Origin of the sequence: Sphingomonas sp. LT1P40 (assembly GCF_036663835.1) — a bacterium.
Taxonomy (GTDB): domain Bacteria; phylum Pseudomonadota; class Alphaproteobacteria; order Sphingomonadales; family Sphingomonadaceae; genus Sphingomonas.
Map to the genome: position 1 here is coordinate 1,015,061 of NZ_JAXOJT010000002.1, position 22,625 is coordinate 1,037,685.

22 protein-coding genes are annotated in these 22,625 nt (G+C 64.1%); 9 read left to right on the plus strand and 13 right to left on the minus strand.

Annotated elements, in window-relative coordinates; genetic code table 11:
- The first annotated feature begins 149 nt into the window (after positions 1-149).
- Both U1702_RS16545 and U1702_RS16550 read left to right on the plus strand, forming a co-directional pair.
- A complete protein-coding gene (locus tag U1702_RS16545) occupies positions 150-410 on the plus strand; it encodes a PadR family transcriptional regulator (protein ID WP_332726414.1) in 261 nt (86 codons plus the stop codon).
- The gene (locus U1702_RS16550; RefSeq protein WP_332726271.1) at positions 407-1,585 is read left to right on the plus strand and encodes a hypothetical protein; all 1,179 of its coding nucleotides are present in this window, start codon (positions 407-409) and stop codon (positions 1,583-1,585) included. Before U1702_RS16545 ends, U1702_RS16550 begins: the two co-directional genes overlap by 4 nt.
- 23 nt (positions 1,586-1,608) lie before the next feature.
- Here the strand turns inward: U1702_RS16550 and U1702_RS16555 are convergent, their stop codons facing one another.
- Together U1702_RS16555 and purE are read right to left on the minus strand one after the other, a co-directional pair.
- Entirely contained in the window at positions 1,609-2,676 is a 1,068-nt protein-coding gene (locus tag U1702_RS16555; RefSeq protein ID WP_332726272.1) for a 5-(carboxyamino)imidazole ribonucleotide synthase, read from the minus strand.
- Positions 2,673-3,158, minus strand: a complete 486-nt coding sequence (gene purE / locus U1702_RS16560) for a 5-(carboxyamino)imidazole ribonucleotide mutase (RefSeq protein ID WP_332726273.1) — start codon at positions 3,156-3,158, stop codon at positions 2,673-2,675. The genes U1702_RS16555 and purE overlap by 4 nt, the downstream gene beginning before the upstream one ends.
- Before the next feature lie 114 nt (positions 3,159-3,272).
- On the opposite strand from purE, the gene ada reads away from it, so the two are divergent.
- Positions 3,273-4,307 (plus strand): bifunctional DNA-binding transcriptional regulator/O6-methylguanine-DNA methyltransferase Ada, encoded by a 1,035-nt coding sequence (ada, locus tag U1702_RS16565; protein ID WP_332726274.1) that lies wholly within the window; start codon positions 3,273-3,275, stop codon positions 4,305-4,307.
- A gap of 192 nt (positions 4,308-4,499) precedes the next feature.
- On the opposite strand, the gene U1702_RS16570 is transcribed toward ada, so the two are convergent.
- The 5 genes from U1702_RS16570 to U1702_RS16590 form a co-directional block, all read right to left on the minus strand.
- The gene (locus U1702_RS16570) at positions 4,500-5,006 is read right to left on the minus strand and encodes a GNAT family N-acetyltransferase (RefSeq protein WP_332726275.1); all 507 of its coding nucleotides are present in this window, start codon (positions 5,004-5,006) and stop codon (positions 4,500-4,502) included.
- Positions 5,007-5,023: 17 nt separating this feature from the next.
- Complete coding sequence (locus tag U1702_RS16575; protein WP_332726276.1) at positions 5,024-6,535, minus strand: trypsin-like peptidase domain-containing protein; 1,512 nt, start codon at positions 6,533-6,535, stop codon at positions 5,024-5,026.
- Positions 6,536-6,598: 63 nt separating this feature from the next.
- On the minus strand, positions 6,599-8,188 hold the full coding sequence (locus U1702_RS16580) for a tetratricopeptide repeat protein (RefSeq protein ID WP_332726277.1): 1,590 nt from the start codon (positions 8,186-8,188) through the stop codon (positions 6,599-6,601).
- 199 nt (positions 8,189-8,387) lie between these two features.
- Entirely contained in the window at positions 8,388-9,926 is a 1,539-nt protein-coding gene (locus tag U1702_RS16585) for a tetratricopeptide repeat protein (RefSeq protein ID WP_332726278.1), read from the minus strand.
- Between the two features lie 68 nt (positions 9,927-9,994).
- On the minus strand, positions 9,995-12,160 hold the full coding sequence (locus U1702_RS16590; RefSeq protein ID WP_332726279.1) for a primosomal protein N': 2,166 nt from the start codon (positions 12,158-12,160) through the stop codon (positions 9,995-9,997).
- A 64-nt stretch (positions 12,161-12,224) separates the two neighbouring features.
- On the opposite strand from U1702_RS16590, the gene U1702_RS16595 reads away from it, so the two are divergent.
- A complete protein-coding gene (locus tag U1702_RS16595; RefSeq protein WP_332726280.1) occupies positions 12,225-12,674 on the plus strand; it encodes a hypothetical protein in 450 nt (149 codons plus the stop codon).
- Here U1702_RS16595 and U1702_RS16600 read toward each other — a convergent pair.
- A complete protein-coding gene (locus U1702_RS16600) occupies positions 12,671-13,336 on the minus strand; it encodes a DUF2490 domain-containing protein (protein ID WP_332726281.1) in 666 nt (221 codons plus the stop codon). The genes U1702_RS16595 and U1702_RS16600 overlap by 4 nt on opposite strands.
- 85 nt (positions 13,337-13,421) lie before the next feature.
- On the opposite strand from U1702_RS16600, the gene fsa reads away from it, so the two are divergent.
- Positions 13,422-14,078, plus strand: a complete 657-nt coding sequence (gene fsa / locus U1702_RS16605) for a fructose-6-phosphate aldolase (protein ID WP_332726282.1) — start codon at positions 13,422-13,424, stop codon at positions 14,076-14,078.
- A 4-nt stretch (positions 14,079-14,082) separates the two neighbouring features.
- On the opposite strand, the gene U1702_RS16610 is transcribed toward fsa, so the two are convergent.
- From U1702_RS16610 to U1702_RS16620, 3 genes are read right to left on the minus strand one after another with little or no spacing between them, the layout of a single operon-like run.
- Positions 14,083-14,286: a helix-turn-helix transcriptional regulator gene (locus U1702_RS16610; protein WP_332726283.1), complete on the minus strand. Its 204-nt coding sequence runs from the start codon at positions 14,284-14,286 to the stop codon at positions 14,083-14,085.
- A complete protein-coding gene (locus U1702_RS16615) occupies positions 14,283-14,699 on the minus strand; it encodes a hypothetical protein (protein WP_332726284.1) in 417 nt (138 codons plus the stop codon). Before U1702_RS16615 ends, U1702_RS16610 begins: the two co-directional genes overlap by 4 nt.
- 56 nt (positions 14,700-14,755) lie before the next feature.
- A complete protein-coding gene (locus U1702_RS16620) occupies positions 14,756-16,159 on the minus strand; it encodes a UDP-N-acetylmuramate--L-alanine ligase (protein ID WP_332726285.1) in 1,404 nt (467 codons plus the stop codon).
- A 39-nt stretch (positions 16,160-16,198) separates the two neighbouring features.
- On the opposite strand from U1702_RS16620, the gene U1702_RS16625 reads away from it, so the two are divergent.
- Both U1702_RS16625 and U1702_RS16630 read left to right on the plus strand, forming a co-directional pair.
- Positions 16,199-17,014 (plus strand): LD-carboxypeptidase, encoded by an 816-nt coding sequence (locus U1702_RS16625; protein WP_332726286.1) that lies wholly within the window; start codon positions 16,199-16,201, stop codon positions 17,012-17,014.
- Positions 17,015-17,332: 318 nt separating this feature from the next.
- Positions 17,333-18,316: a pepsin/retropepsin-like aspartic protease family protein gene (locus tag U1702_RS16630; RefSeq protein WP_332726287.1), complete on the plus strand. Its 984-nt coding sequence runs from the start codon at positions 17,333-17,335 to the stop codon at positions 18,314-18,316.
- Positions 18,317-18,595: 279 nt separating this feature from the next.
- On the opposite strand, the gene U1702_RS16635 is transcribed toward U1702_RS16630, so the two are convergent.
- Positions 18,596-18,943, minus strand: coding sequence for a VOC family protein (locus tag U1702_RS16635; protein WP_332726288.1), 348 nt, complete (start codon positions 18,941-18,943; stop codon positions 18,596-18,598).
- Positions 18,944-19,474: 531 nt separating this feature from the next.
- On the opposite strand from U1702_RS16635, the gene thrS reads away from it, so the two are divergent.
- Positions 19,475-21,478, plus strand: a complete 2,004-nt coding sequence (gene thrS, locus U1702_RS16640; protein WP_332726289.1) for a threonine--tRNA ligase — start codon at positions 19,475-19,477, stop codon at positions 21,476-21,478.
- A 122-nt stretch (positions 21,479-21,600) separates the two neighbouring features.
- Positions 21,601-22,134: a translation initiation factor IF-3 gene (gene infC, locus U1702_RS16645; RefSeq protein WP_332726290.1), complete on the plus strand. Its 534-nt coding sequence runs from the start codon at positions 21,601-21,603 to the stop codon at positions 22,132-22,134.
- Between the two features lie 99 nt (positions 22,135-22,233).
- Here the strand turns inward: infC and U1702_RS16650 are convergent, their stop codons facing one another.
- Positions 22,234-22,620, minus strand: coding sequence for a VOC family protein (locus U1702_RS16650; RefSeq protein WP_332726291.1), 387 nt, complete (start codon positions 22,618-22,620; stop codon positions 22,234-22,236).
- Between the last annotated feature and the right edge of the window lie 5 nt (positions 22,621-22,625).

The window sequence follows — 22,625 nt, forward strand, 5'->3', positions numbered from 1 at the left end:
CCTGTGAGGGAGGCGGGTTTTTTCGTGGCCGAAGCCGCTCGAGCAGATAGCTGAAAATGCCGTTTGACATTAAATCTACTTAGGTAGATTAAATGTCCATGGTCCGAAATCGATCGCTGTCCCCGCAGGCACGGGCTGTGCTTGTTGTCATGCTACAGTCGGGAAACCGCTGGTGCCATGGCTATGATCTCGCGCATCGCGCGGGTATAAAATCGGGCACGCTCTACCCACTTTTGATGCGTCTGGAAGCGCAGGGCTATCTCGAGGCGGAGTGGCAAGCGCCGCCGGAGCCCGGGCGACCGCCGCGCCATGCCTATCGGTTGACAGTGCCGGGTCAGCAACTGGCGCACGACAACCCTCCGGCCGCGTCGAAACAGGATGTAGCCGACTTGTCAGAGCGTTTCACATGATCCGCTCGCTCGCCATCCTGATCGGTCGATTGGCCGGGATCCTGTTGCCCGCGCCGCTGCGCCATTGGGGACGGGCGATGCAGGCGGAGATCGGTCTGATCCATGGCGCATTGGCGGCTCTTGTCTTTGCCCTCGGATGCCTTGGCTGCGCGATCCGTCAGGTGGTTTTTCATCATATCCTGCACCCGATCGCGATGCCGTTTGCGATGGCGGCGGGCGCGCTGGCTGAACGGGAGGAATTTTCGATGCGAGTTCGTAGCACCTTGCTCCACCGCCCACGGACGCTCGCCGCACTGTGTGCGGTCAGTGCGGTCGGCCTTGGCATGATCTATCTGACCACGGCGGGCGCCCCCGCGCGCTATCTGGCGATGAATGGCGCTGCGCTCTTGCTCGGCTTTGTCGTGCTGGGGATCTTATCGATGGCCAACCGCGCGGGCCTGACCGCAAACGGGGTGGTCGCTATCGCGCTGGCCGCCGCCTTGTTCCTGACCAGCGTGTTCGGCTTGTCATCCGACGGCGTGACCCGCTGGGTCAGTGTGAGCGGGATCGCGCTGCAGCCCAGCCTCGTCCTGCTTCCGGCGCTGATATTGTCGTTTGCGCGATGCCGTGACCGGCTCTCCACCATCGCCATCGCCATCGCGTCGCTCGCGCTCGCGCTTCAGCCCGATCGCGCGATGGCTGGCGCGCTTTTCGCCGGCCTGGTGACGCTGGCATGGGTTCATCGGGAACGAAACGTCCATGTTGCGCTCGTCGCGGCACTGATCGGGATGATCGTTACCTTGTTGCGCCCGGACAATGCCCCCGCCGCTCTTTATGTCGATCAGATCTTTTATTCGTCGTTCGACGTGTCGGCACTGGCCGGGCTGGCCGTGGTGACCGGGGCGGTGCTGATGATTGTCCCAGCAATCGCCGGGGCGTTATTGGGTACCGCGCGGCGCGAGATCTATGCCGTGTTCGGCGTTTTCTGGCTGGCGGTGATCGTCGCGGCGGCGCTGGGCAATTATCCAACCCCGCTGGTGGGCTATGGCGGCAGTGCTATCCTGGGCTACATCATCAGCCTGACCGGACTGCCGGCAACCACCGCCGCAGCTGGCTTGACGGAGGCGCCAGCGACGCCGTCATCCGAAGCGGATGAGAGCGGCGACTTGCGAACGAGCCTGCGCTACGCTCTTTGAGCGAGACCAGTCGCCAGCCGACCCTAACGCCGAACCCGCGTGACATGCCCCATTTTGCGGCCGGGGCGGGCGTCGTGTTTGCCGTAGAGGTGCAGATGCGCGCCATCCTCCGCCAGCAATTCGGGCCAGGCATCGACGTCGTCGCCGATCAGGTTTTGCATCTCGATCGCCCTCCCGGTCAGCGCGGTCGAACCCAGCGGCAAGCCACAGATGGCGCGGACGTGATTCGCGAACTGTGAAGTGACCGCACCCTCGATCGTCCAGTGGCCGCTATTGTGAACGCGCGGGGCCATTTCGTTGAACACCGGGCCGGTGGCGGTGGCGAAGAACTCGCAGGTCAGCACGCCGACATAATCCAACGCGTGGGCGAGCTTGCCTGCAAGCGCTGCGGCTTCCGCGACCTGCGCCTCGATCAGGACGGGGGCGGGAAGGGTGGAGGTGTCGAGAATGCCGTCGCGGTGCGTGTTGAGCGGGGCGGGGTAGTGCACCGTCGCGCCGTCCAGTCCGCGCACCAGCATGATCGAGAATTCATGCTCGAAGTCCACGAATCCCTCGACGATCGAGGGCTGGCGACCGACTGCGGCCCATGCCTGATCCAGATCGTCGCCGGGGTGGACGCGCGCCTGACCCTTGCCGTCATAGCCGAAGCGCGTTGTCTTGATGATCGCGGGGATGCCCGCCTCGGCCAGTGCGGCTTCCAGCTCGCCGCGGTGCTCGCACACCGCAAACGGGGCCGTGCGCCCGCCATTGGCGCGGGCATATCGTTTTTCGGCGATCCGGTCCTGCGCGACTTCCAGCGCTTTCAGGCCGGGACGCACCGGCACGCGATCGGCCAGCAATAACAGCGGCGCGACCGGTACATTCTCAAACTCATAGGTCACCACGTCGCACTGTCGCGCGAACTCGGCGAGCACGTCGGACTGGTGATAGGAGCCACCGGTAAAGGCCGAGGCGACGTCGCAGGCCGGGCCGCTTTCCGGCGCATAGATATGCGTGCGATAGCCCAGCTGTCCGGCGGCGACGGCGATCATCCGGCCGAGCTGGCCGCTGCCGAGAATGCCGATCGTGCTGCCGGGTGGGATGACGCTCATTCGGGGTCGGACGCCACATTGTCGGTCTGGCGTGCGCGCCATGCCTTTAGCCGTTCGGCCAGCGCGGGGTCGCTCGTCGCCAGGATCGCGGCGGCGAGCAGACCGGCATTGATCGCCCCGGGCTTGCCGATCGCCAGCGTGCCGACCGGAATGCCGCCGGGCATCTGGACGATCGAGAGCAGGCTATCCATGCCCTTCAGCGCTTTCGACTCGACCGGCACGCCCAACACGGGGAGGTGAGTCATCGACGCCGCCATGCCCGGCAGATGCGCTGCACCGCCCGCGCCCGCGATGATGACTTTCAGGCCGCGTCCGTCGGCACCGGTGGCGTAATCATAGAGCCGTTGCGGCGTGCGGTGCGCCGACACGACTTTGGTCTCATGCGTCACGCCCAGTTCGGCGAGCGTTTCCGCAGCATGGCGCATCGTCTCCCAATCGGAGGTGCTGCCCATGATGATGCCGACCGAAGGTGCCTGACCCATTTTCCGTCCCTGAATTGCGGGAAAGCGTCCCCCTAGAGAGCGCAGCGACGCGCATCAAGCTTTGGCAGCAAAAGCCGGGAAGCGGGGGATGAAAGTTCGGACTATATCGGGGTCATGAGCAACATCCTTTCCGACCACGAAGCCTGGACCGCATTCGAACGCCGCGACCGTGCCTATGACGGGCGCATGATCGCGGGGGTCACCAGCACCGGCATCTATTGCAAGCCAAGCTGCCCCGCGCGCCATCCGAAGCGCGCGAATGTTGTGTTCTATCCCGACGCAGATAGCGCTCGCGCGGCCGGGTTCCGCGCCTGCCTGCGCTGCAAGCCCGACGAGATCGGGCGGGAGCGGATTGCGGTGGCCGAAGCGGTCGCGCTGATCGAGGCGGCGGAGGCGGCGATGACGCTCGACGACCTCGCGGCGCAGGTCGGTTATGCGCCGCATCATTTTCAGCGGCTGTTCAAGCGAGCCACCGGCGTCACCCCCGCTGCCTATGCCCGTGGCTTGCGCGCCCGCCGCGCCGCCGCTGCCCTCACCGAGGAGAATAATGTGACCGACGCGATCTATGAGGCGGGCTATTCCGCGCCCAGCCGCTTTTACGAAACCAGCAACGCCCGGCTCGGCATGACGCCCAGTGCGTGGCGAAAGGGTGGCGCGGGCGTGACGATCCGCTGGACCGTGGCCGACACCAGCCTCGGCCCGTTGCTGATCGCGGCGACCGACAAGGGGCTGTGCCGCGTGGCGTTCGACGAGGACAGCCTTATGCTCGCCACCCGCTTTCCGGCGGCGGAGATCGTGCCCGGCGGCGCGGCGCTGGCCACGCTGGCGGCGCAGGTGGTGGCGGAGGTGGAGCAGCCCGGTCGCCATACCGACCTGCCGCTCGATATCCGTGGCACGGCATTTCAGGAAGCGGTGTGGCAGGCGCTGCGGTCGATCCCGTCGGGCGAGACCGCGACCTATACCCAGTTGGCAATCGCGGCGGGCAATCCGCGTGCGGTGCGCGCGGCGGGGACGGCATGCGGTGCCAATCAGGTTGCCATCGTCATCCCCTGCCACCGCGCCCAGCGCAGCGACGGAACGATGGGTGGATATGCCTATGGCGTGGACCGAAAAGTCGTGCTTCGGCGGCGCGAGGGGGTGGAAGAATAGGCGATAATTAGCAGACTCGACAATTGCCATGGACAGGTCCAGCATCCCCTGACTCGGGGGAGTGAAACATGGGCAAGATGATAGAGTCCGCACGAGCGGGATTGTCCCGTAATCTGATGGCAACGGTCGATACCGACCCGGCGTTCAAGCGCATCCTGTGTTATATCGAAGCGGCAGCGACGTTGGGCCTGCTCACTTATGCGGCGGCTTCGCTGATGGCGCTCGGCGAGTAAGCTGATCGATGTCGCGGTGCATCAGGAAGGTGCCCGGACCATAGCCAACTGATGCTGCGTCGGTGTCGTGCTCAAACCCTTGCGTCGTCCAGAACCGGTCGGCGCAGTTGACCGCGACCAGCGTAATCTCGGCAAGGCCCGCACCGACCGCCAGTTCGGTGACCAGCGCGGTCGCCGCACTTCCGGCACCCTGACCGCGCGTTTCGGGTAGCAGCGCGATGTCGTGAAGATAGAAGGTGTCCGCATTCGCCGGGATCGCACCCAGCAACGCGCCGAGCGCAGGCGGCGTATCGCGGTGCCATGGGTGGCTGACGAGCAACCCGTGTACCTCACCCACGTCGTCCCACACGAAACACCCCGCCGGATACAGCACCAGTCGCTCGGCATAGACCGCCAATGGCTCGGCATAACGGCCATGCACTGCGGCCGAGATCGCCGTCACCGCCGCGAGATCACCTTTGCTCATCGCGCGCCACCCGGCCATCAGCCGGCCTTGCAGCGATAGACCAGCCGTTCGTTGAACACCTGCGGCAGCGCGGTACGGATTGCCTGTTGTTGCGCCGCCAGATTGGCGCGGGCGGCGGGGTCAGTGGAGCAGGATTTGACCTTCACCTCCGCCCGCCGCTTGCGCGCCGCCGACATTTGCGGGGCGGTCAGCAGATAGCGGGTGGTGGAGTAGGTTCGCGTCGTCGGCGCATATTCCAGCACCGACACGGTTTGCTCGTCGTCGGGCACCAGGATGCGCTGCCAGTTCTGGCCACTCTCGGCATATTGGGTACGCGCATTGACGCAGCCATCGGGATTGATGTCGATCTTCACGTCTTCGGTGGTGGAGACGGTGACGCGCGAGCGGGCCGGATCGATCGCGCAGACCATCTTGCCAAGACCTCCGGGTTCGGCGGCGGCGGGCGGAACGCTGACCCCGGCCGCAGCGTCGATCGCGGCGGGATCGAAGGCGGGGCGGGTGAAGAAGGTGACGAACGCCGCGACGACGAGCACGCCGCCACCCGCCGCACACCAGATCGCCTCGCGCTGTTGCCCGCGCGTATAAAACAGCCCTGCGCCGCCGATGCTCAGCGCGCCCAGCACCAGCAGCAGTGTCGCCCCGGCGATGTAGTTCTCGCGCGTCACGAAATTGTCGATCCGCGCCTGATCCAGCGCGCCCTCGCGGTCGGCGGCGGCACGGGCGGCGGCTTCGCGCTGGCGCACCTCCTCGACCGAGCGGGCTTTCTCCGCTTCGCTGCGGTCGGCCGCCAGCCGGTCGGCGATGCTGGTACAGGCGACGCCATTGGCGGGCATGGGCTGTTTCGCTTCGCGCATGAACGCGGCGACCTCTTCATTGCCGATCGCAAAGCCGAACGACGCGTCGCCATCGTCGGCGCGGGTCAGCGCGGCATTGACGCCCAGCACGCGCCCGCACGGATCGAGCAACGGCCCCCCTGAATTGCCGCGCGCAATGCCCGCAGTGTGGAGCAGCACGCGCACGCCCTGCAAATCGCGGCGCCCCGAAAACACCCCCTGCGAGCGGATCGGCGACAACGGCGTGATGAAATCGGCGGAAGAGCGGGCGGTGGCGAGATCGACATTGCCGGGATAGCCCAGCGCGATCATCACATCGCCCTCTCCGATCGGACCATTGTAAAAGGTGAGCGGGGGCAGGCGGATGCCGGTGAACTCGATCAGCGCCAGATCGCGATCCGAGTCCACAGCGATCAGCCTTCCCTGATAGCTTTTGTCGCCTTCGGACGGGACGACGCCGATCAGGACATTGCCGGGATAGCGTTCAGCCGCCTCGACGACATGGGCGTTGGTGATGACGCGATTGGGGGCGACGGCAAAGCCGCTGCCATGGCCGAATCCGACCACTTCGCCCTCGACCGTGGCGATGGTGACGATCCGCACAACGCCGCGCCCCGATGCGGAGATGTCGTCAGCGTGCGCCGGGCCCGCCAGGCCCAGCATCAGCGCGAACGCCAGCAGCAATCGTTTCAACAAGACGCCCTCCGGCACAAAAACCCCGCTTTGTGTCGCGGAAGCGCGGGCGGGGTTCAAGCGCGCTTATTGGGTGGCGGCAGTTTCCTTCGCTTCGACCGTCTTGCCGGACTTCTTCGCAAGCAGCCGCACCAGCATCTCGCGCGGCGTCTCCTTGTCGTCCTCGTCCTCGGCAGTCTTATACTGGTCCATCACGCGCTCGCGGCGGCGCTTGTCCTTTTCGGTCTCGTCGGCGATCCCATAGGCGTCGGGGGCGATCGTGCTGATCGCGTCGTCGATCATGCCGCGAGTCTCGTAATCCGACGCCACCATATAGCGCAATGTGCTCTCCCGCGGGATCAGATCGAGTGCATGCGATAGCGCATTTTGCGCGGCGGCCGGGGGCAACACGCCGCGCCGCGAATAGCTTTCATAGAAAGCGCGCGCAAAACGGGGTTCGTTGGGCAGCGCCTTCAACGCGACCCGAATCCGCGCCCGGGCTGCGTCCCACGCCGCATTGTCCGTCGATTTGGCCTTGGCGAGCGCGACCGTTTCCATGTCGCCCTTGAAGTAATTCGCCCATGGATCGGCGGGCTGCCGGGCCAGCCACCGGTTGGTCGCGGCGGTCGCTTCGGCAAAGTTGCCGGCGAGGCGTTCGGCCTCGATCAACATACGCAGTGCGTAGAGATTGTCGGGATGGGCGCGGGCAATTTCCCGAACACGGCGCGCAAAGCCCTGCGCCTTGCCGGTTGCGACGCCCGAACTGAGCGACATCTGCGCGGTCAGCAAGGCGTCCTCCGCAGCGCCCAGTTTTGCGACTTCGATCTTGCCGGGGTCCAGGCTCAGATACTGGGTGGCACTGGCATCGATCTTCGAGCGGCGGGCATAAGCGCGCACGGCAGCGTTGAACTTTTCGATGTCGCCGAACGCCTTGAGCGCCTCCCCGAAATTCTGACCCGCATTGATGCGCTTCAGATAGTCGCCGAGCATCTTGCGACCCTCGGGCGTGCTGTTGAGATAATGGACCGTGATCCAGCCCTGGGAATAGATCGCAAATCGCTCGAAATTCGACTTGCCTGGAATCGGGTTCATCAATTCCTTCAGATGGACCCAGTCCATCGAACGCAGCGCCTGTGCGCGGTTGTCGAGGAACAGGCCGACCTTCACGACATTATTGTCGTCGATCTCGATCGCGCCGGCATAATCGGCAAAGCCTTCCGTATACCAGGCCGGATAGGCGGCGGCGAAATACTGGAACATGAAATGATGCGTCAGCTCATGCTGAAGCACCGTCTTCGCCTCCAGCCCCGGCATCTTGTAGCGTGCGCCCGCCGGCGGTTTGGTGCTGATCCGCGGCATCACCGTGAACGGCCCGCGCATCGTGGTGTTGTAATAACCCGCGACGCCGGGGGCCGGGTAAGGCAGCGATTCCGACACATCGTCCACCGTCCGCACGAAATAGACCGTGATCCTGACCGGGACCTCCTTGGGTCGTCGTGCCCCGGTCATCGCCTGCAGCACATGGCTGAACTTCTCCAGATCGGCGACGCGCTTCTTCAGATCCTCCGCCGTTCCTTCACTGTAAGCGATATAATTGGTGGATTCCGCGCGGACCCATTCGGCCTGTGCGGCGGCGGGCAGGGTCAGGCATGCGGCGAACAGGAGCTTGCGGATCACAGGACAGTCTTCCCTCTGGCGTTACGGTGACGCAAGGGGACAGCCGGTCGCTCCGCCACGGCTGACGCCGCGCGCGTTGGGCAAGCATGACGAACCCCCTATGGTCAGCCGACTCGGATGCTAGCGAGGGATAATCCGCGCGTCGAGACGTCTCATGCGTAACGACCTCAACGAAATAGGCAGGATCAACCCTGACGCGTCAGGGCTTGGCATCTGCGCCAGCGTCTTCGCCATCTGCGGGCTTCTCGCGTAGCGTCCTGAGCCCCTCTGTACCCTTGCCGGCGTCGATCGCCGCGATCAGGGTTGCAGCAGCTTTTGCGAGGCCCCCGCCATGCGGATCATAGGCTAGCGGCTTGAGCAACTCGCGCGCCATCGCCGGGTTGCCGTCCTGCAGATAAGTGGTCGCCGCATTCATCCGCAGACCGCGATCCTGCGGGCCGAGCTCGAACGCACGGTACAGGCCAATGCGGGCATTCTTGGTCGGTATCTGCCCGGCCTCCACGAAGCTGCGGAAGAACAGGATCAGGGGCTCGGGATCGTCGGGATCGAGCCGGTTGGCAGTGCTGATGATCTTGCGGATTGCCGACCATGTTTCCTTGCTCTGATCGCTCGCCTTTTCCGCCAGCGCCATTCGCGCCATCGCTTTGTACACATGGGCGTCGATCGCCTTGGCATCGACCGCGATCGCACGGTCGGCGGCGCCTTCCGCCCCGCCATAATCACCGGCGTCATAGGCGGTTTCGGCGAGCACGATCTGAGCGCCGGGATCATCCGGGAACGGGGCGGCGGCCTTCTTCGCCTGAACATAGACGCCGGGTGCGGTCTTTTCATTCACGCCATTTTTGGAGACGATGCGCACGTCCATCGTCGCCGCCTCACCTGGCGTAAGCTTGCGGATCTTGACCGGACCAACGGTGAAGGCAGCGGGAAGAACGGTCTTTCCGACGAATTTACCGGTCTTGTAGCGCTCAAGCTCGCGGTCGAGCAGCTTGAGATCGCCGAATGCCTCGGTCGCGGCCTGCATCGCCGGTTTGCCATCGTTGATTGCGAGCAGATAGGTCGAGAGCTGCTTGGGACGCCGCTCTCCGAAGGTCAGATAATGGGTGAGCAGCCAGCCGCGCCCATAAAGGCCATCGCGCTGTTCCGCAGCCAGCTCGAACCCTTCGGCAGTCAGCAGCTTGTCCGCGGGCAGCGCATTTCCGGCGAGCAGACCATAGCCGCGATATTGCGGCGGCAGCCCGAACGAGACCCCGCCGCTCTTCTCGAAACGCGCGGTGGCGTGGAATTCGGCATAGCCTTCGATGAACCAACTGGGCAGCGCGGCGTGCGGCCACAGGCTGAGCATCAAGTGGTGGGTATATTCGTGCAACAGGATCGCCTGAGAAGTGAGATCGGTTGCGTCCTGTCCGGCACGTCGCGGGATGACCGCCATCGATCCGCCTGCGCGCGGGCGATAGAAGCCGGCAATGCCGGTATCGCCGACAAGCTTGCCGACGGTGCTCGAGCGGGGCACGACATAAACGGTGACTCGATTGGCGTCGCCGACCCGCTCGTCCTTAAGCCCGCGCAGCGCTCGCAGCGCCTTGTCGAACCGCTCCAGCTGGATGGCGAACAGTTCGAGTTTGGCCGGACTCTCATCCGAATAAACGACGAAATGGTCGGTGCTCGCCTCATGCCATTCGGCCTGTGCGACAGTCGGGGCGATCAGGAACGCGAGCACCAGCAACGTGCGAATCATGAAAAATTCCCCCTATCGGGCGATGCTATTTCACGACCGGGAGTGCGGAAAGCAGAAAAACGACCGATTTAAAGGAAGTTATACGGGTCTACATCTACCACCACGCGCACCTTCGCCGACCATTCGACGCCGCCTAGCCAGTCGCGGATGACGTCCTGAACGTCCAGAGCGCGGCGGGCGTGGACGAGGAGGCGGAAACGGTGGCGGCCGCGCAGCATCGCCAGCGGGGCAGGGGCGGGGCCATAGACTTGCATTTCGTCGACGCGTGGGGCGGCACGACCGATGGCGCGCGCGGTTTCCAGCGCGGCGGCCTTGTCCTCGCTCGACACGATGATCGCAGCGAAACGGCCAAAGGGCGGCGCGCCCGCCTCGCGCCGGGCCTCGGTCTCGGCGGCATAGAAGCTTTCGGCATCGCCGCTGACGAGCGCGCGCATGACCGGGGCGCCGGGGCTGTGCGTCTGGATCAGGACGGTGCCGGGCTTCTCACCGCGACCGGCGCGACCGGACACCTGCATGATTTGCTGAAAACTCCGTTCGGCGGCGCGCAGATCGCCGCCCTCCAGCCCCAGATCGGCATCGACCACGCCGACCAGGGTGAGGTTGGGGAAGTGATAGCCCTTGGTCACCAGCTGCGTGCCGACGACGATGTCGATGTCGCCGACCTCCATCCGGTTGACGAACTCCGCCGCCTTGGCCGGGGACCAGATCGTGTCGCTGGTGACGATGGCGGTTTTGGCGTCGGGGAACAGCGCCGCTACTTCATCCGCGATGCGTTCCACGCCGGGGCCACAGGCGACCAGGCTGTCCTCATCCTTGCACTCCGGGCAGGCGCGCGGGGTGGGGAAGGTGTGGCCGCAATGGTGGCAGGCGAGGCGGTTGATCAGGCGGTGCTCGACCATCCACGCGGTGCAATTGGGACATTGGAAGCGATGGCCACAGGTGCGGCATAGCGTCAGCGGGGCGTAGCCGCGCCGGTTGAGAAACAGCAAAGCCTGTTCCTTACGCTCCAGCGTCGCTTCGATCGCGTTGACCAGTTTTGGCGCAAGCCAGCGCCCGCGCATCGGCGGATCGGCGATCAGGTCGATCGCGGTGATCTCCGGCATCTCCGCCACGCCATAGCGACCGGGCAGTTTCAGCTCGGTATAGCGGCCAAGGGCGACCTGTTGCCGCGTCTCGATCGCCGGGGTGGCACTGGCGAGGATGACCGGGCATTGCTCGAAATGGCCGCGCATCACCGCGACGTCGCGGGCGTGGTAGTGGACGCCCTCTTCCTGTTTGAAGCTGGTCTCGTGCGCCTCATCGACCACGATCAGGCCGAGATTCTTGTACGGGAGGAAGAGGGATGAGCGCGCGCCGACCGTGACCATTGCCTCGCCGCTGGCGATGGCGCGCCATGCGCGGCGGCGCTGCGACTGGCGAAGGCCCGAATGCCACGCCACCGGCTCGACGCCGAAGCGGGCGTGGAAGCGTTTGAGGAAGGGTTCGGTCAGGGCGATTTCGGGTAGGAGGACGAGGGTCTGCCTGCCCGCCGCGATTGCCGCCGCGACGGCTTCAAAATAGACTTCTGTCTTGCCCGATCCGGTGACGCCGTCGAGCAGGAAGGGCTGGAACGCCGCGTCCGTAACGGCGTCGCGCAGGGTGGCCGCGACGCCCGCCTGTTCGCCCGACAGTTCGGGCTGGCCGAATGCCGGGTCCGGCATCGGATAGGGCGTGTCGAGATCGACCGTCACGCCCTCGATCGCGCCGGCCTTGACCAGTCCCCGGATTACGCCGTCCGACACATCCGCGATCGTCGCGAGTTCGCGGATCAGCCCCTGCCTGTCGCCGATTCGCGCCAGCGCTTGTTCGCGCTGCGCGGTCATGCGTTCGGGGATTTCGCCGGTGGCGCGATATTCGATGACGGTCTTGCCGCCCTCCAGCGCGGAGATGGACGCCAGCGACATGCGCAACACCGATGCCAGCGGCGCGAGATAATAGTTGGCGGTCCATTCGATCAGGCGGCGCAAGGGGGCGGGGATCGGTGGCGCATCGGCCACGCCCATCAGGTTGCGCAGACGGTTGTCGCCGACCTCCTCAGTGGGCAGCCGTTCGGCTTCCCACGCCACGCCGATCAGCTGGCGCGGGCCAAGCGGCGCGACGACGATCGACCCCGGCTCGACGTGCATGCCGCGAGGAATGCGATAGTCGAGCGGGCCGAGCGCAGAATTGAGGACGATGACGCGGGCGCGGGACATGGATGTCATATCGGCATTCCGGTGCGGGCTGGAAAGCGCTAACGATGCGGCAAGGGAGTTCCCGATGATGCTTTTCGCCGCACTGCTGTTGCTTCAGGCTGCGCCTGCCGTCGCCGAATGTACGGCGACCGATGTCGGGCTGGCCGCCAATCTATCCGGCTGGACTACGCCTGCCACCGCGTTTGGGGTGAACAAGGCAGTGACGCTGGAAGCGCGCGATGTGTCGAAACTGACCGGCGTTCCGGCAGGCACGAAGCCCGGCGGTGCGGTGATGATCGGGTTCAGGATCGAGGCGGCGGGTCGCTATGGCATCGCGCCGGACCAGCGCGTCTGGATCGACGTGGTGCCGGGCGTGGCGGGTGGTGAAGCGCTGAAATCCACCGCGCACGGCCACGGCCCGAAATGCTCGACGATACGAAAGATCGTGCGCTTCGACCTGAAGCCGGGCGTGTATCGGCTTTATGTGACGGGTCTGGAGAAACCTGAGGCCAGGGTGATGCTGGTCGCAGACTAGAAATCGAGGCCGAACCCCGCCGATAGCGCATGGTCCATTACGTCGCGGTCGCCATCGCGGCCGAAGCCATATTGGCTCATATAGCCGACCTCGAACGATAGCAGGTCGTTGGCTTGCCACGCCACTCCGGCGAAGTTGCGCATCCGCTCAAGACCCGCGCGCTGACCCCAATCGGTGTCGTCGAGCGGGATGAAGCTTTCATGGTGCGCGATCAGGCTGAACGTTTCGTCGAGCGGCAGCGTTGCCTTGATTTGAGGGCGCAGGCGATAGCCGATTTCGTCGCCGTCGGAGCGGTTGCGATGTTCCAGCCGCACGCGACCCGACAGCTTCACCGGTCCCGCTGCGCCCGACAGGCCGATCTGCACGCGCAACCGATCCTCGGTCCGCGTCACGACGCCACGCGAATAATTGATGTTGCGGACATAGCCGCCGCCGATGGTGATGCTGTCGGTCAGCTTGTGCGCGATCAGCGTGTTGATCTCGACCTCGTACAACCCGCCCGGATCGTTACCCCAGCGCGCCACGGTGTCGAACTCGAACGCGGTATCCTCGCCCAGCCCGACGCTTGCCGCGCCGGTCAGCCACAATTCCTGATCCTCTTCCTGCGCCAGTGCGGGCGCGGCGATGAGGGCTAGCGGCAAGGCAAGAAGGATGGAGCGCATTGGATTCCGGTGTTAGAGGCCGCCCGAGAGTCGCGCGCCTTTAGCGTGCCGTCATCCGATTGTCACATTTGCCCGAGGTGCCCCCATGAAGTTCTTCGCCGACACCGCCGACACCAACGATATCCGCGAGCTGGCCGATGCCGGGTTGCTCGACGGCGTCACCACCAATCCGTCGCTGATCCACAAGGCGGGGCGCAACTTCCTGGAAGTCGTCGCCGAAATCTGTGCGATCGTCCCCGGCAAGCCGGTGTCCGCCGAAGTCGTTGCGCTCGACCATGAAGGCATGATGCGCGAAGCCGAAATCGTGCGGAAAATCGCCGACAATGTCGCGGTCAAGGTGCCGCTGACGATCGACGGGCTGAAGACCTGCAAGGCGCTGACCGACGACGGGACGATGGTCAATGTCACCTTGTGTTTCTCCGCCAATCAGGCGCTGCTGGCGGCGAAGGCGGGGGCGACGTTCGTGTCGCCATTCGTCGGGCGGCATGACGATATCGGCTTCGACGGCATGGACCTGATCGGTGACATCCGTCTGATCTATGACAATTACGCCTTCGACACCGAAATCCTGGTCGCCAGCGTGCGCCATCCGATCCATATCCTTGAGGCGGCCAAACTGGGTGCGGACGTGATGACCGCGCCCCCTGCCGTGATCCGCCAGCTGGTCAAGCACCCGCTGACGGACAAGGGCATCGAGGGCTTCCTCGCCGACTGGGCCAAGACCGGACAGACGATCGGCTGAGATTTCACGCCTCCTTTGAGGGTTTTTCGAAAATCTGTTCGATTGTCAGCTCGAACAGATCGGCGATCCTGAACGCCAGCGGCAGGGACGGGTCGTAGCGGCCCGTCTCGATCGCGTTCACGCTCTGGCGCGAGACTTCGAGCCGTTCGGCCAGATCCTGCTGGCTCCAGCTGCGTTCGGCACGCAGGATGCGAAGGCGGTTGTTCATGCCGCATTCTCCGTCCGGCGATAGTCGCGGATCGCCATCAGGCATTGGGTGATGCTCCACAGAATGCACCAGGCAGGGAAAGCCCAAAGCAAATCGACGCTGCCTAGCGCACCACGCTGCTGAAGAAATCCGAGTGCGGTCGACAGGGTCAACAATATGCCGATGCTGACCAGCATCGCGACAACCTGACGCCGGCGCACATACTCGTCGGTTTCCTCGATCAGATACAAGCCGGTAACGATCAACGAGGCGGCAATTGCGATGGCGGGAAGGATCGACAGGCCGATCACCGCTAGGGGTGCGGGACTGAGATTCTTTACCACCCAGGTCGCGGCAGTCAGCAGCACGCCATAGGCGATCGTCGCACCAATAAAGCGCCATATGAAACGGAGGGAAGCGGGAGAAATTTTCATGTCAAGCATCCTTTCTAATCAGACAAGGTCGCTTTACGTCAATGACGCTTTACATGTCAAGCGTGCTTTCCTCGCAATTGTTCGAGCATGTCAGCAGCCAGCAGGCTGAGCGTGTCGTCCCTTGCCCCCATGATGACGATGCGGTCGCCGGGGCGGGCGGTGGCGACGAGGTGGGCGGCGGCGGCGGGGCGGTCGGGGATGTGGCGGGCGTTGCGGCCCGATGCGGCAATGTCGGCGACGATGTCGGCGCTGGTGACTTCACGGGTGACGGTGCCGCCGTGATAGACGGGATCGGGCAGGATCAGCAGGTCGTCGGAGGCAAGGCGGGTGACGAAGGTTTCGACCAGTTCGCGGCGCATGACTTTCAGCGGGCCGAAACCGTGCGGCTGGAACAGGGCAAGGATACGGCCGGGGAAGGCGTGGAGTGTATCAAGCGTCGCGCCGATCTTGTCGGGGTTGTGGCCGAAATCGTCGATCACGGCGACGCCGTTCGCTTCGCCGACCAGTTCGAAACGGCGGCGCAGGCCGGTGAAGCCTTCGATGGCGCTTGCGGCGTCGGCCAGCGGAATCCCCGCCGCCGTGACTGCGCCGATTGCGGCGAGGGCGTTGGCGACATTGTGTTCGCCGGGGACGGAGAGGCGGACATGGCGGGTTTCGCTCGCTGTCACCAAGTCGAAGCCGATGGCGAAGGGTTCGGGGGACAGGTTGCGTGCCGAAATATCGGCGTCGCCTTCGACCGCGAACGTCACGGTGCGGGCGCGGTCGAGCGTCATCGCCAGCGCCGCGCTTTCGGCATCGCCGACATTGACGACGGTGGTCGTTGCCTTGGCCGCGAAATCGCCGAACAATTGGCGCAGTTCCTCAAGCGATTTATGGTCGAGACTGACATTGTTGAGCACTGCGATCTTTGGCCAATAGTTCGCGATCGAACCGTCGCTCTCATCCACTTCGCTAACGAACGCATCGCCATTGCCTACCAAAGCGGTGGCGAAAGGCGCGTCGGGGGTGGCGAAATTCTTCATCACCGCGCCGTTCATCACCGTCGGATCGCGGCCAGTGGCGTGCATGATCCAGCCGATCATGCCGGTGACGGTCGACTTGCCGCTGGTCCCGGCGATGCCGATCGGGAGCGGTGCGGCGTTGAACAGTTGCGACAGGAGTTGCGCGCGCGTCATCTGGGGACAGCCGAGTTCGGCGGCGCGGACCATGTCGGGCACGGTTGCCTCGACCGCTGCCGAGGCCACCACCATCTGCTCCGCCGAGGCGATGCCGCTGCCGTCCTGAGCGAACAATTCGACGCCGAGCGCGCGGAGGGCATCGAACTTGGCGGGAAGCCGTCCGGAATCGAGGCTGCGGTCGGAGCCGGCGACTTTCGCGCCGTGCCCGGCCAGGATCATCGCCAGCGGCATCATGCCGCTGCCCCCGATCCCGACGAAAAAGTAAGGTTTGCCGTGTTGCATCGCCCCGCGCTATCGCCGGTTCATTGAAAAGGGGCAAGCATGCGGATCGGCGTCGTCGCACCGGCACGGACAGTCAGCGAGGAATCGGCGGCGCGGATGCGTGCGTTCATGGCGCTGACCTATCCGCGGCACGAGATCGTGTTTCACCCGCAATGCTTCCTGACCGAGGGGCATTTCGCCGGGCCGGACGAGGTGCGCGCCGCCGCATTCCTGGAGATCGCCAACGATCCCGCGTTCGACGCGGTGTGGTTCGCGCGGGGCGGGTACGGGTCGAACCGCATCCTTGAGATGGTGATGCCCAAGATCGGTCCGGCGGCGAAGCACAAGACCTATGTGGGTTATTCCGACATGGGGTTCATGCTCGGCGCGCTTTATGCGCGGCGGATCGGGCGGCAGGCGCACGGGTCGATGGCCAGCGCGATGGGCAAGAACGACAAGGGTATCGACGCAGGCTGGGTGCTCGGTTGGCTGATCGACGGAGACAAGCGTGGGCTGGAGCCGACGCTGGATGGCCGTCCTGCGGCGGCGTTCAACCTGTCGATCCTGACCGCGATGATCGGCACGCCGTGGCTGCCCGATTTGACCGACCACGTCCTGCATATCGAGGAAGTGGGTGAGCCAAGCTATCGGTTCGACCGGATGTTGTTCCAGATGGCGCATGCGACCCAGCTTCAGGGGATTGCCGGCGTGCGGCTGGGCGCGGTGACCGACGTGGTCGAGAATGACGTGCCGTTCGGCGAGAATAACGAACAGATGATGATCCGCTGGTGCCGCGAAATGGGCGTGCCGTATCTGGGGCGATCGGGGATCGGGCATATCGCACTGAACCGGGTGGTGCCGTTCGGGGTGAGTTGACGCGGCGGTGCGATTGACAGTCTTGACGATTTTACAGGGTTTTGAGGCGGACGCGGCGGGTTCGCGGCTGCAACGCGACAGATACGCGACACCCACGCGCCAGCGACGCGACACTGAGGCTGCAGCGACGCGGCGATGACGCGGCAGGGGGTGGCTGCTGGTGACGGACTGGCGTTGTATCGATCAGGATAGATCAGATGAAATCCAACATTTCCAGTGGGCGTGCCAGTTTTTACGATCGTTGCTTTCGACCCAATTGCAGATGCGTGTCGGCGCAAGGCGCTTGCCGGACAAAGGGCGTTGGTTCAGCGTGGTGTGATGACCGATAAACCATATGCGCGCGGCGCGGCCATGTTTGCCAAATTGGTGTGCGCTACAGCTGCGTTCGTGGTCGCCCCAGGTTCGGCCATGCCGAGTTTCCCAATTCCCGCAGCCATCGGCCAGACCACACCGAAAGCATCGGACCGTGCGCTGGAAGCACGCCTCACCAAGAACATTGTCACGCTGCCAATCGTCATGGTGCGAGAGTTCCCGTTTGTAGAGGGCGAGGTCGCCGGTATCAGGGGCAAGTTCATGCTCGATACGGGCATGCAGGACGCTTTGGTGATCAACGATCACCGCGTGCCGTTGGTCGGCGGAACAGTTATGGGTACCGGCTTTTTCGGGAGTGGGCAGACCTTCGACGTCCGCCTGCACGCAGTAGTTAAGGACATTCGCATAGGCAACATCCACCTTTCGCGAGTGACCAGCGTGAGGAGCCAGGATGCGCGGATGCTGGAAACGATCACCCCGGATTTTTTGGGCTGGGTCGGTTATAATTTCTTCCGGGACCATGCTTTGAAAATGGATTATCGCCGATCCAAAGCGACCTTCTACAAGGACGGGCCGCGACAGTATCTTCGTGGCGAAAAAGTGATTGCGGTCTTGCCATTTGAGACGCGAAAGCTGCCCAACCATCCGCTGTTGCCCGCGCGGATCGGAGAGTTGAACGCAATCGTCAGTCTCGACACTGGCATGAATGGAGCGTTGATAATCTCCGACGCGGGGAAGGCCCGCTTGCTTGCCAATGGTCACTTGAGAGCGACGGCGAAGTCGGACGCCTTCGACCTTGCAAGGGTAACGCTTGCAGATACGATAGACATCGATCTCCACTCAATTGAGGTTGAGGAGGGGCCATCGCCGGCAGCAAAATCGATTGGGATAACCGAAGATACGGAAATCGAACTCGGTTACGCCTTCCTCAAACAATATAAGACCGTTTGGGACTTTCGTCAGAAAAAGCTCTATCTTCTGGCGCGGTGAGCCGTCTCGCCGATGGCGAAAGACTATGGTCCAGTGCCGATGCATGTCTCCACACAGCCGAGCCACGGCTGCTGGTCGGCTTTTCACCCATTTCCAGACACCCCTCCTCTGCCCTTGGACGAGGGTTGCGCAGAGTTGTTCCCGCTTCTTCAGCGCGGGTCTAGTCGGAGCTGGGTGAGGGGATCGCCCGCTCGATAGCGGGACCTCCCCTCATCCAACCTTCGCCAGGCGCTGAAGCGCCAAGCTGCTCGGCATCCTTCTCCCTCTGGAGAAGGTTCATCAAGCCACGCGCCCGATCCGCACCAGGACGCCGTCCGGATCGCTGACCGCGAATTCATAGGTGCCCCATGGTTTCAGGTGTGGGGCGCCCTTTTCGATGATCGCGTCGCGGACGCGGTCGGCGACAGCGTCGACGTCATCTACATAGAGATACAGGCCGAACGGGTTGTGCGGCGGGCCGGGGGTGTTGGGTTCGGCGCGGAGGTGGAGGTGCCAGCCCTTGCCGTCGGCGAGGATGCGATAGTCGCCGTAATCGCTTTCGAGGGTGAGGCCGAGGCGGGTGTAGAATTCGGTGCTGGCGGTCAGGTCGCGGCAGGGGAGGATGGGGGTGATGTGGTGTTGGGACATTGGGTGAGGATAGCGGGTCAAGCGGGGGAGAAGAAGGTGGAAGAAGGCCCTCACCCAACCCGCATCGGGTGAACAGCGCCCCGCGCTGTTCAGGTCATGCCGGGGGCATGACCGACCCGATGCGCCCGCGAAAGCGGGAGAGGGCTAAGAAGAAGCGGACGCCCCGTAAAAATCCTCCCCCGCCAGGGGGAGGTGTCAGCCACGAGGCTGACGGAGGGGGCGGATGCCAGAACGATCGTTGGGGTGTCCTCCCCCTCCGTCGCCTTCGGCGCCACCTCCCCCTGGCGGGGGAGGATTGTTGGCCCTCTGGCTTTGTTAACCGGGATCGCTTATCTCCGCCGCATGGCTCAGCGGTTCGCCTCGACCACTGCCACCAGCCCCGCTTCGGCGGGAGGTTTGGTCGCGTTCGGCTGACGCCGGTGCCACCGCCTCTTGCCCGGGATCGGGTGAGATGGCGCTGCTCTCCCGATCCTGCCCCTTTTCTAGCGCCGCGCGCCCGTGCATAGGCACGCCAAATACGCAGGACAGATGATGGCCGATCTACTTTCAATCACGCTCCCCGATGGCTCCGTCCGTGAGGTCGCGCCGGGGACCACGCCCGCCGATATCGCCGCGGCGATCGGGCCGGGTCTCGCCAAGGCGGCGATTGCCGCGCGGGTGGATGGTGAATTGCGCGATATCAACCGCCCGTTCGAGGGTGACGCGCAGCTGGCGCTGGTGACGTCGCGGGACGAGGCGGATGCGCTGGAGCTGGCGCGGCATGACTTTGCGCATATCCTGGCCGAGGCGGTGCAGCATCTGTTTCCGGGGACGCAGATCACGTTCGGGCCGTCGACCGATGATGGCTTTTATTACGACTTCGCCCCCAGGGACCGGGCGTTCACCGAGGATGACCTGCCCGCGATCGAGGCGGAGATGCGCCGGATCATCGCGGCGGACCAGCCGCTGATCCGCGAAGTGTGGAGCCGCGCCGATCTGATCGCGCGCTGGCAGCAACAGGGTGAGACGTTCAAGGCGGAATGGGCGGCGGAACTGCCCGAGGGTGAGGAACTGACGGTCTATCGCGCGGGCAGTGGCTCGGACGCGTGGCTGGACATGTGCCGGGGGCCGCACATGGCGTCGACCGGCAAGCTCGATCCGGCTGCGTTCAAGCTTACGAGGGTGTCGGGGGCCTATTGGCGCGGCGACCAGAATAACGCGATGCTGAGCCGCGTGTACGGCACCGGCTGGCTGAACAAGAAGCAGCTCGACGCGCATCTGCTCAAGCTGGAGGAAGCGGGCAAGCGCGACCATCGCAAGCTGGGCGCTGAGATGGACTTGTTCCATTTGCAGGCCGAGGCGCACGGGTCGGTGTTCTGGCACCCCAAGGGCTATCTGATCTGGCGCGAGCTGGAGGCGTATATGCGTCGCGCGATCGACGAAGCCGGCTATCGCGAGGTCAAGACGCCGCAGGTGATGGACGCGCGCCAGTGGGAACAGTCAGGCCATTGGGGCAAATATCGCGAGAATATGTTCGTGATCCCCGACGAAGTGCCGAACGTCGCCGACGAAGGCCCGATCGTGTCGGACGATGCCGAGTGGATGGCGCTGAAGCCGATGAACTGCCCGGCGCACGTGTTGATCTTTCGTCAGGGGATCAAGTCATATCGTGACCTGCCGCTGCGGTTTTATGAGAATGGCTGTTGCCACCGCAACGAGCCGCATGGCGCGCTGCATGGCTTGATGCGCGTGCGGCAGTTCACGCAGGACGATGCGCATATCTTCTGCCGCGAGGACCAGATCGTCGAGGAGGTGAAGGCATTTTGTGCGCTTGCCGACCGGGTCTATAAGGATTTCGGGTTTACCTACTCGATCAAGCTGGCGTTGCGGCCCGAGAAGCGCTTCGGGACCGAGGAAATGTGGGACATGGCCGAGACCGAGCTGCGCAATGCGGTGGCGGCGGCGGGGCTGAATACGCCCGACTATGGCTGGGAAGAATTGCCGGGCGAGGGGGCGTTTTATGCGCCGAAGCTGGAATGGCACCTGACCGATGCGATCGGGCGGACGTGGCAGGTCGGGACGATCCAGTCCGACCGGGTGCTGCCGGACCGACTCGACGCGAGCTATGTCGGCGAGGATGGCGAGCGGCATCGGCCGGTGATGCTGCATCGTGCGATCTTCGGGTCGTATGAGCGATTCATCGGCATCCTGATCGAGCATTTCGCGGGCAAGCTGCCGGTGTGGCTTGCCCCGGTTCAGGCGGTGGTGGCGACGATCGTGTCGGATGCCGACGATTATGCGAAGGATGCAGTGGCGCGGTTAAAAGCGGCGGGAATCCGCGTCGAGAGCGATCTGCGCAACGAGAAGATCAACTACAAGGTGCGTGAGCATTCGCTGGCCAAGGTTCCGCATCTGCTGGTGGTCGGCAAGCGTGAGGCGGAGGAGGGGACGGTCGCGGTTCGCTCGCTTGGCGGCGAGGGTCAGAAGGTGATGAGTCTCGATGAAGCGATCGTCTGGCTTGCGTCCGAGGCACTTGCACCCGATATGGTGTCGTAACCCGCGCGCCACAGCGTGTGGCTATTTCGTCTAGTGCGCGCGGCAGGGGTGTCCCGCCGTGCGTTCTTGCGCTATCGTAAATCGTTATAACTGCCACAGGAGAAGCATCCATCCGTCCTCCCATGTCCCGGCGCGGCTTCGCGCCACCGACCCTTTCGGGTCCGCGCTTCAACGAATTCATTGTCTCGCCCAAAGTCCGCGTGATCGATCACGAGGGTGAGAATCTGGGCGTGATGCTGACGCGAGAGGCGATCGAGCAGGCACAGGGGCTGGGCCTCGACTTGGTCGAAGTGTCGCCCAACGCCGATCCGCCGGTCGCCAAATATCTCGATGTCGGCAAGTTCAAATACGAGGCGCAGAAAAAGGCGAACCTCGCCCGCAAGTCGCAGAAGACGCAGGAGATCAAGGAGATCAAGATGCGTCCGAACATCGACGACCATGACTATGAGACCAAGATGAAGGCGGTCCACAAGTTCATCGGTGAGGGTGACAAGGTAAAGATTACTTTGCGTTTTCGCGGTCGTGAGTTGAGCCACGGGCAGTTGGGCATGGCGCTGTTGAAGCGTGTGCAGGACGATTGCCTGGAGGATGCGAAGGTGGAGAGCTATCCCCGGATGGAGGGCCGTCAGATGCTGATGGTGCTGTCGCCGAAGTAAGTTGTTGCCGTCACCCCAGCGAAAGCTGGGGTCTCGTGCCACAAGCGTTCGGTGTGCGGCTTGAAACCCCAGCTTTCGCTGGGGTGACGGCGTTGGAGTTCACCCCGTCGGCGGCTCCCATAACTCGATGGCGTTGCCTTCGGGATCGTGGATACGGGCGAATTTGCCGACTTCGGGCGAATCCCATTCATCCTTGGTGATGATGGCGATGCCCGCCGCGTTGAGCTGTTCCAGCAACCCGTCGAGATCGCGCACGCGGAAGTTGAGCATGAACTGCTTGTCGGCGGCGAAATAGTCGGTGTCGGCCTTGAACGGCGCGAACACCATCGGTCCGCCCAGCGTTTGCCACACCCATTCATTGGGTGGTTCGGGCGAATCCTCGGCGGCGCAACCACCGCCTATGCCCAGATGCTCGCGATACCAGCTGTTCAGCGCATCCGGGTCCTTCGCCCGGAAAAACAGCCCGCCCATGCCCAGCACGCCCATGTGAT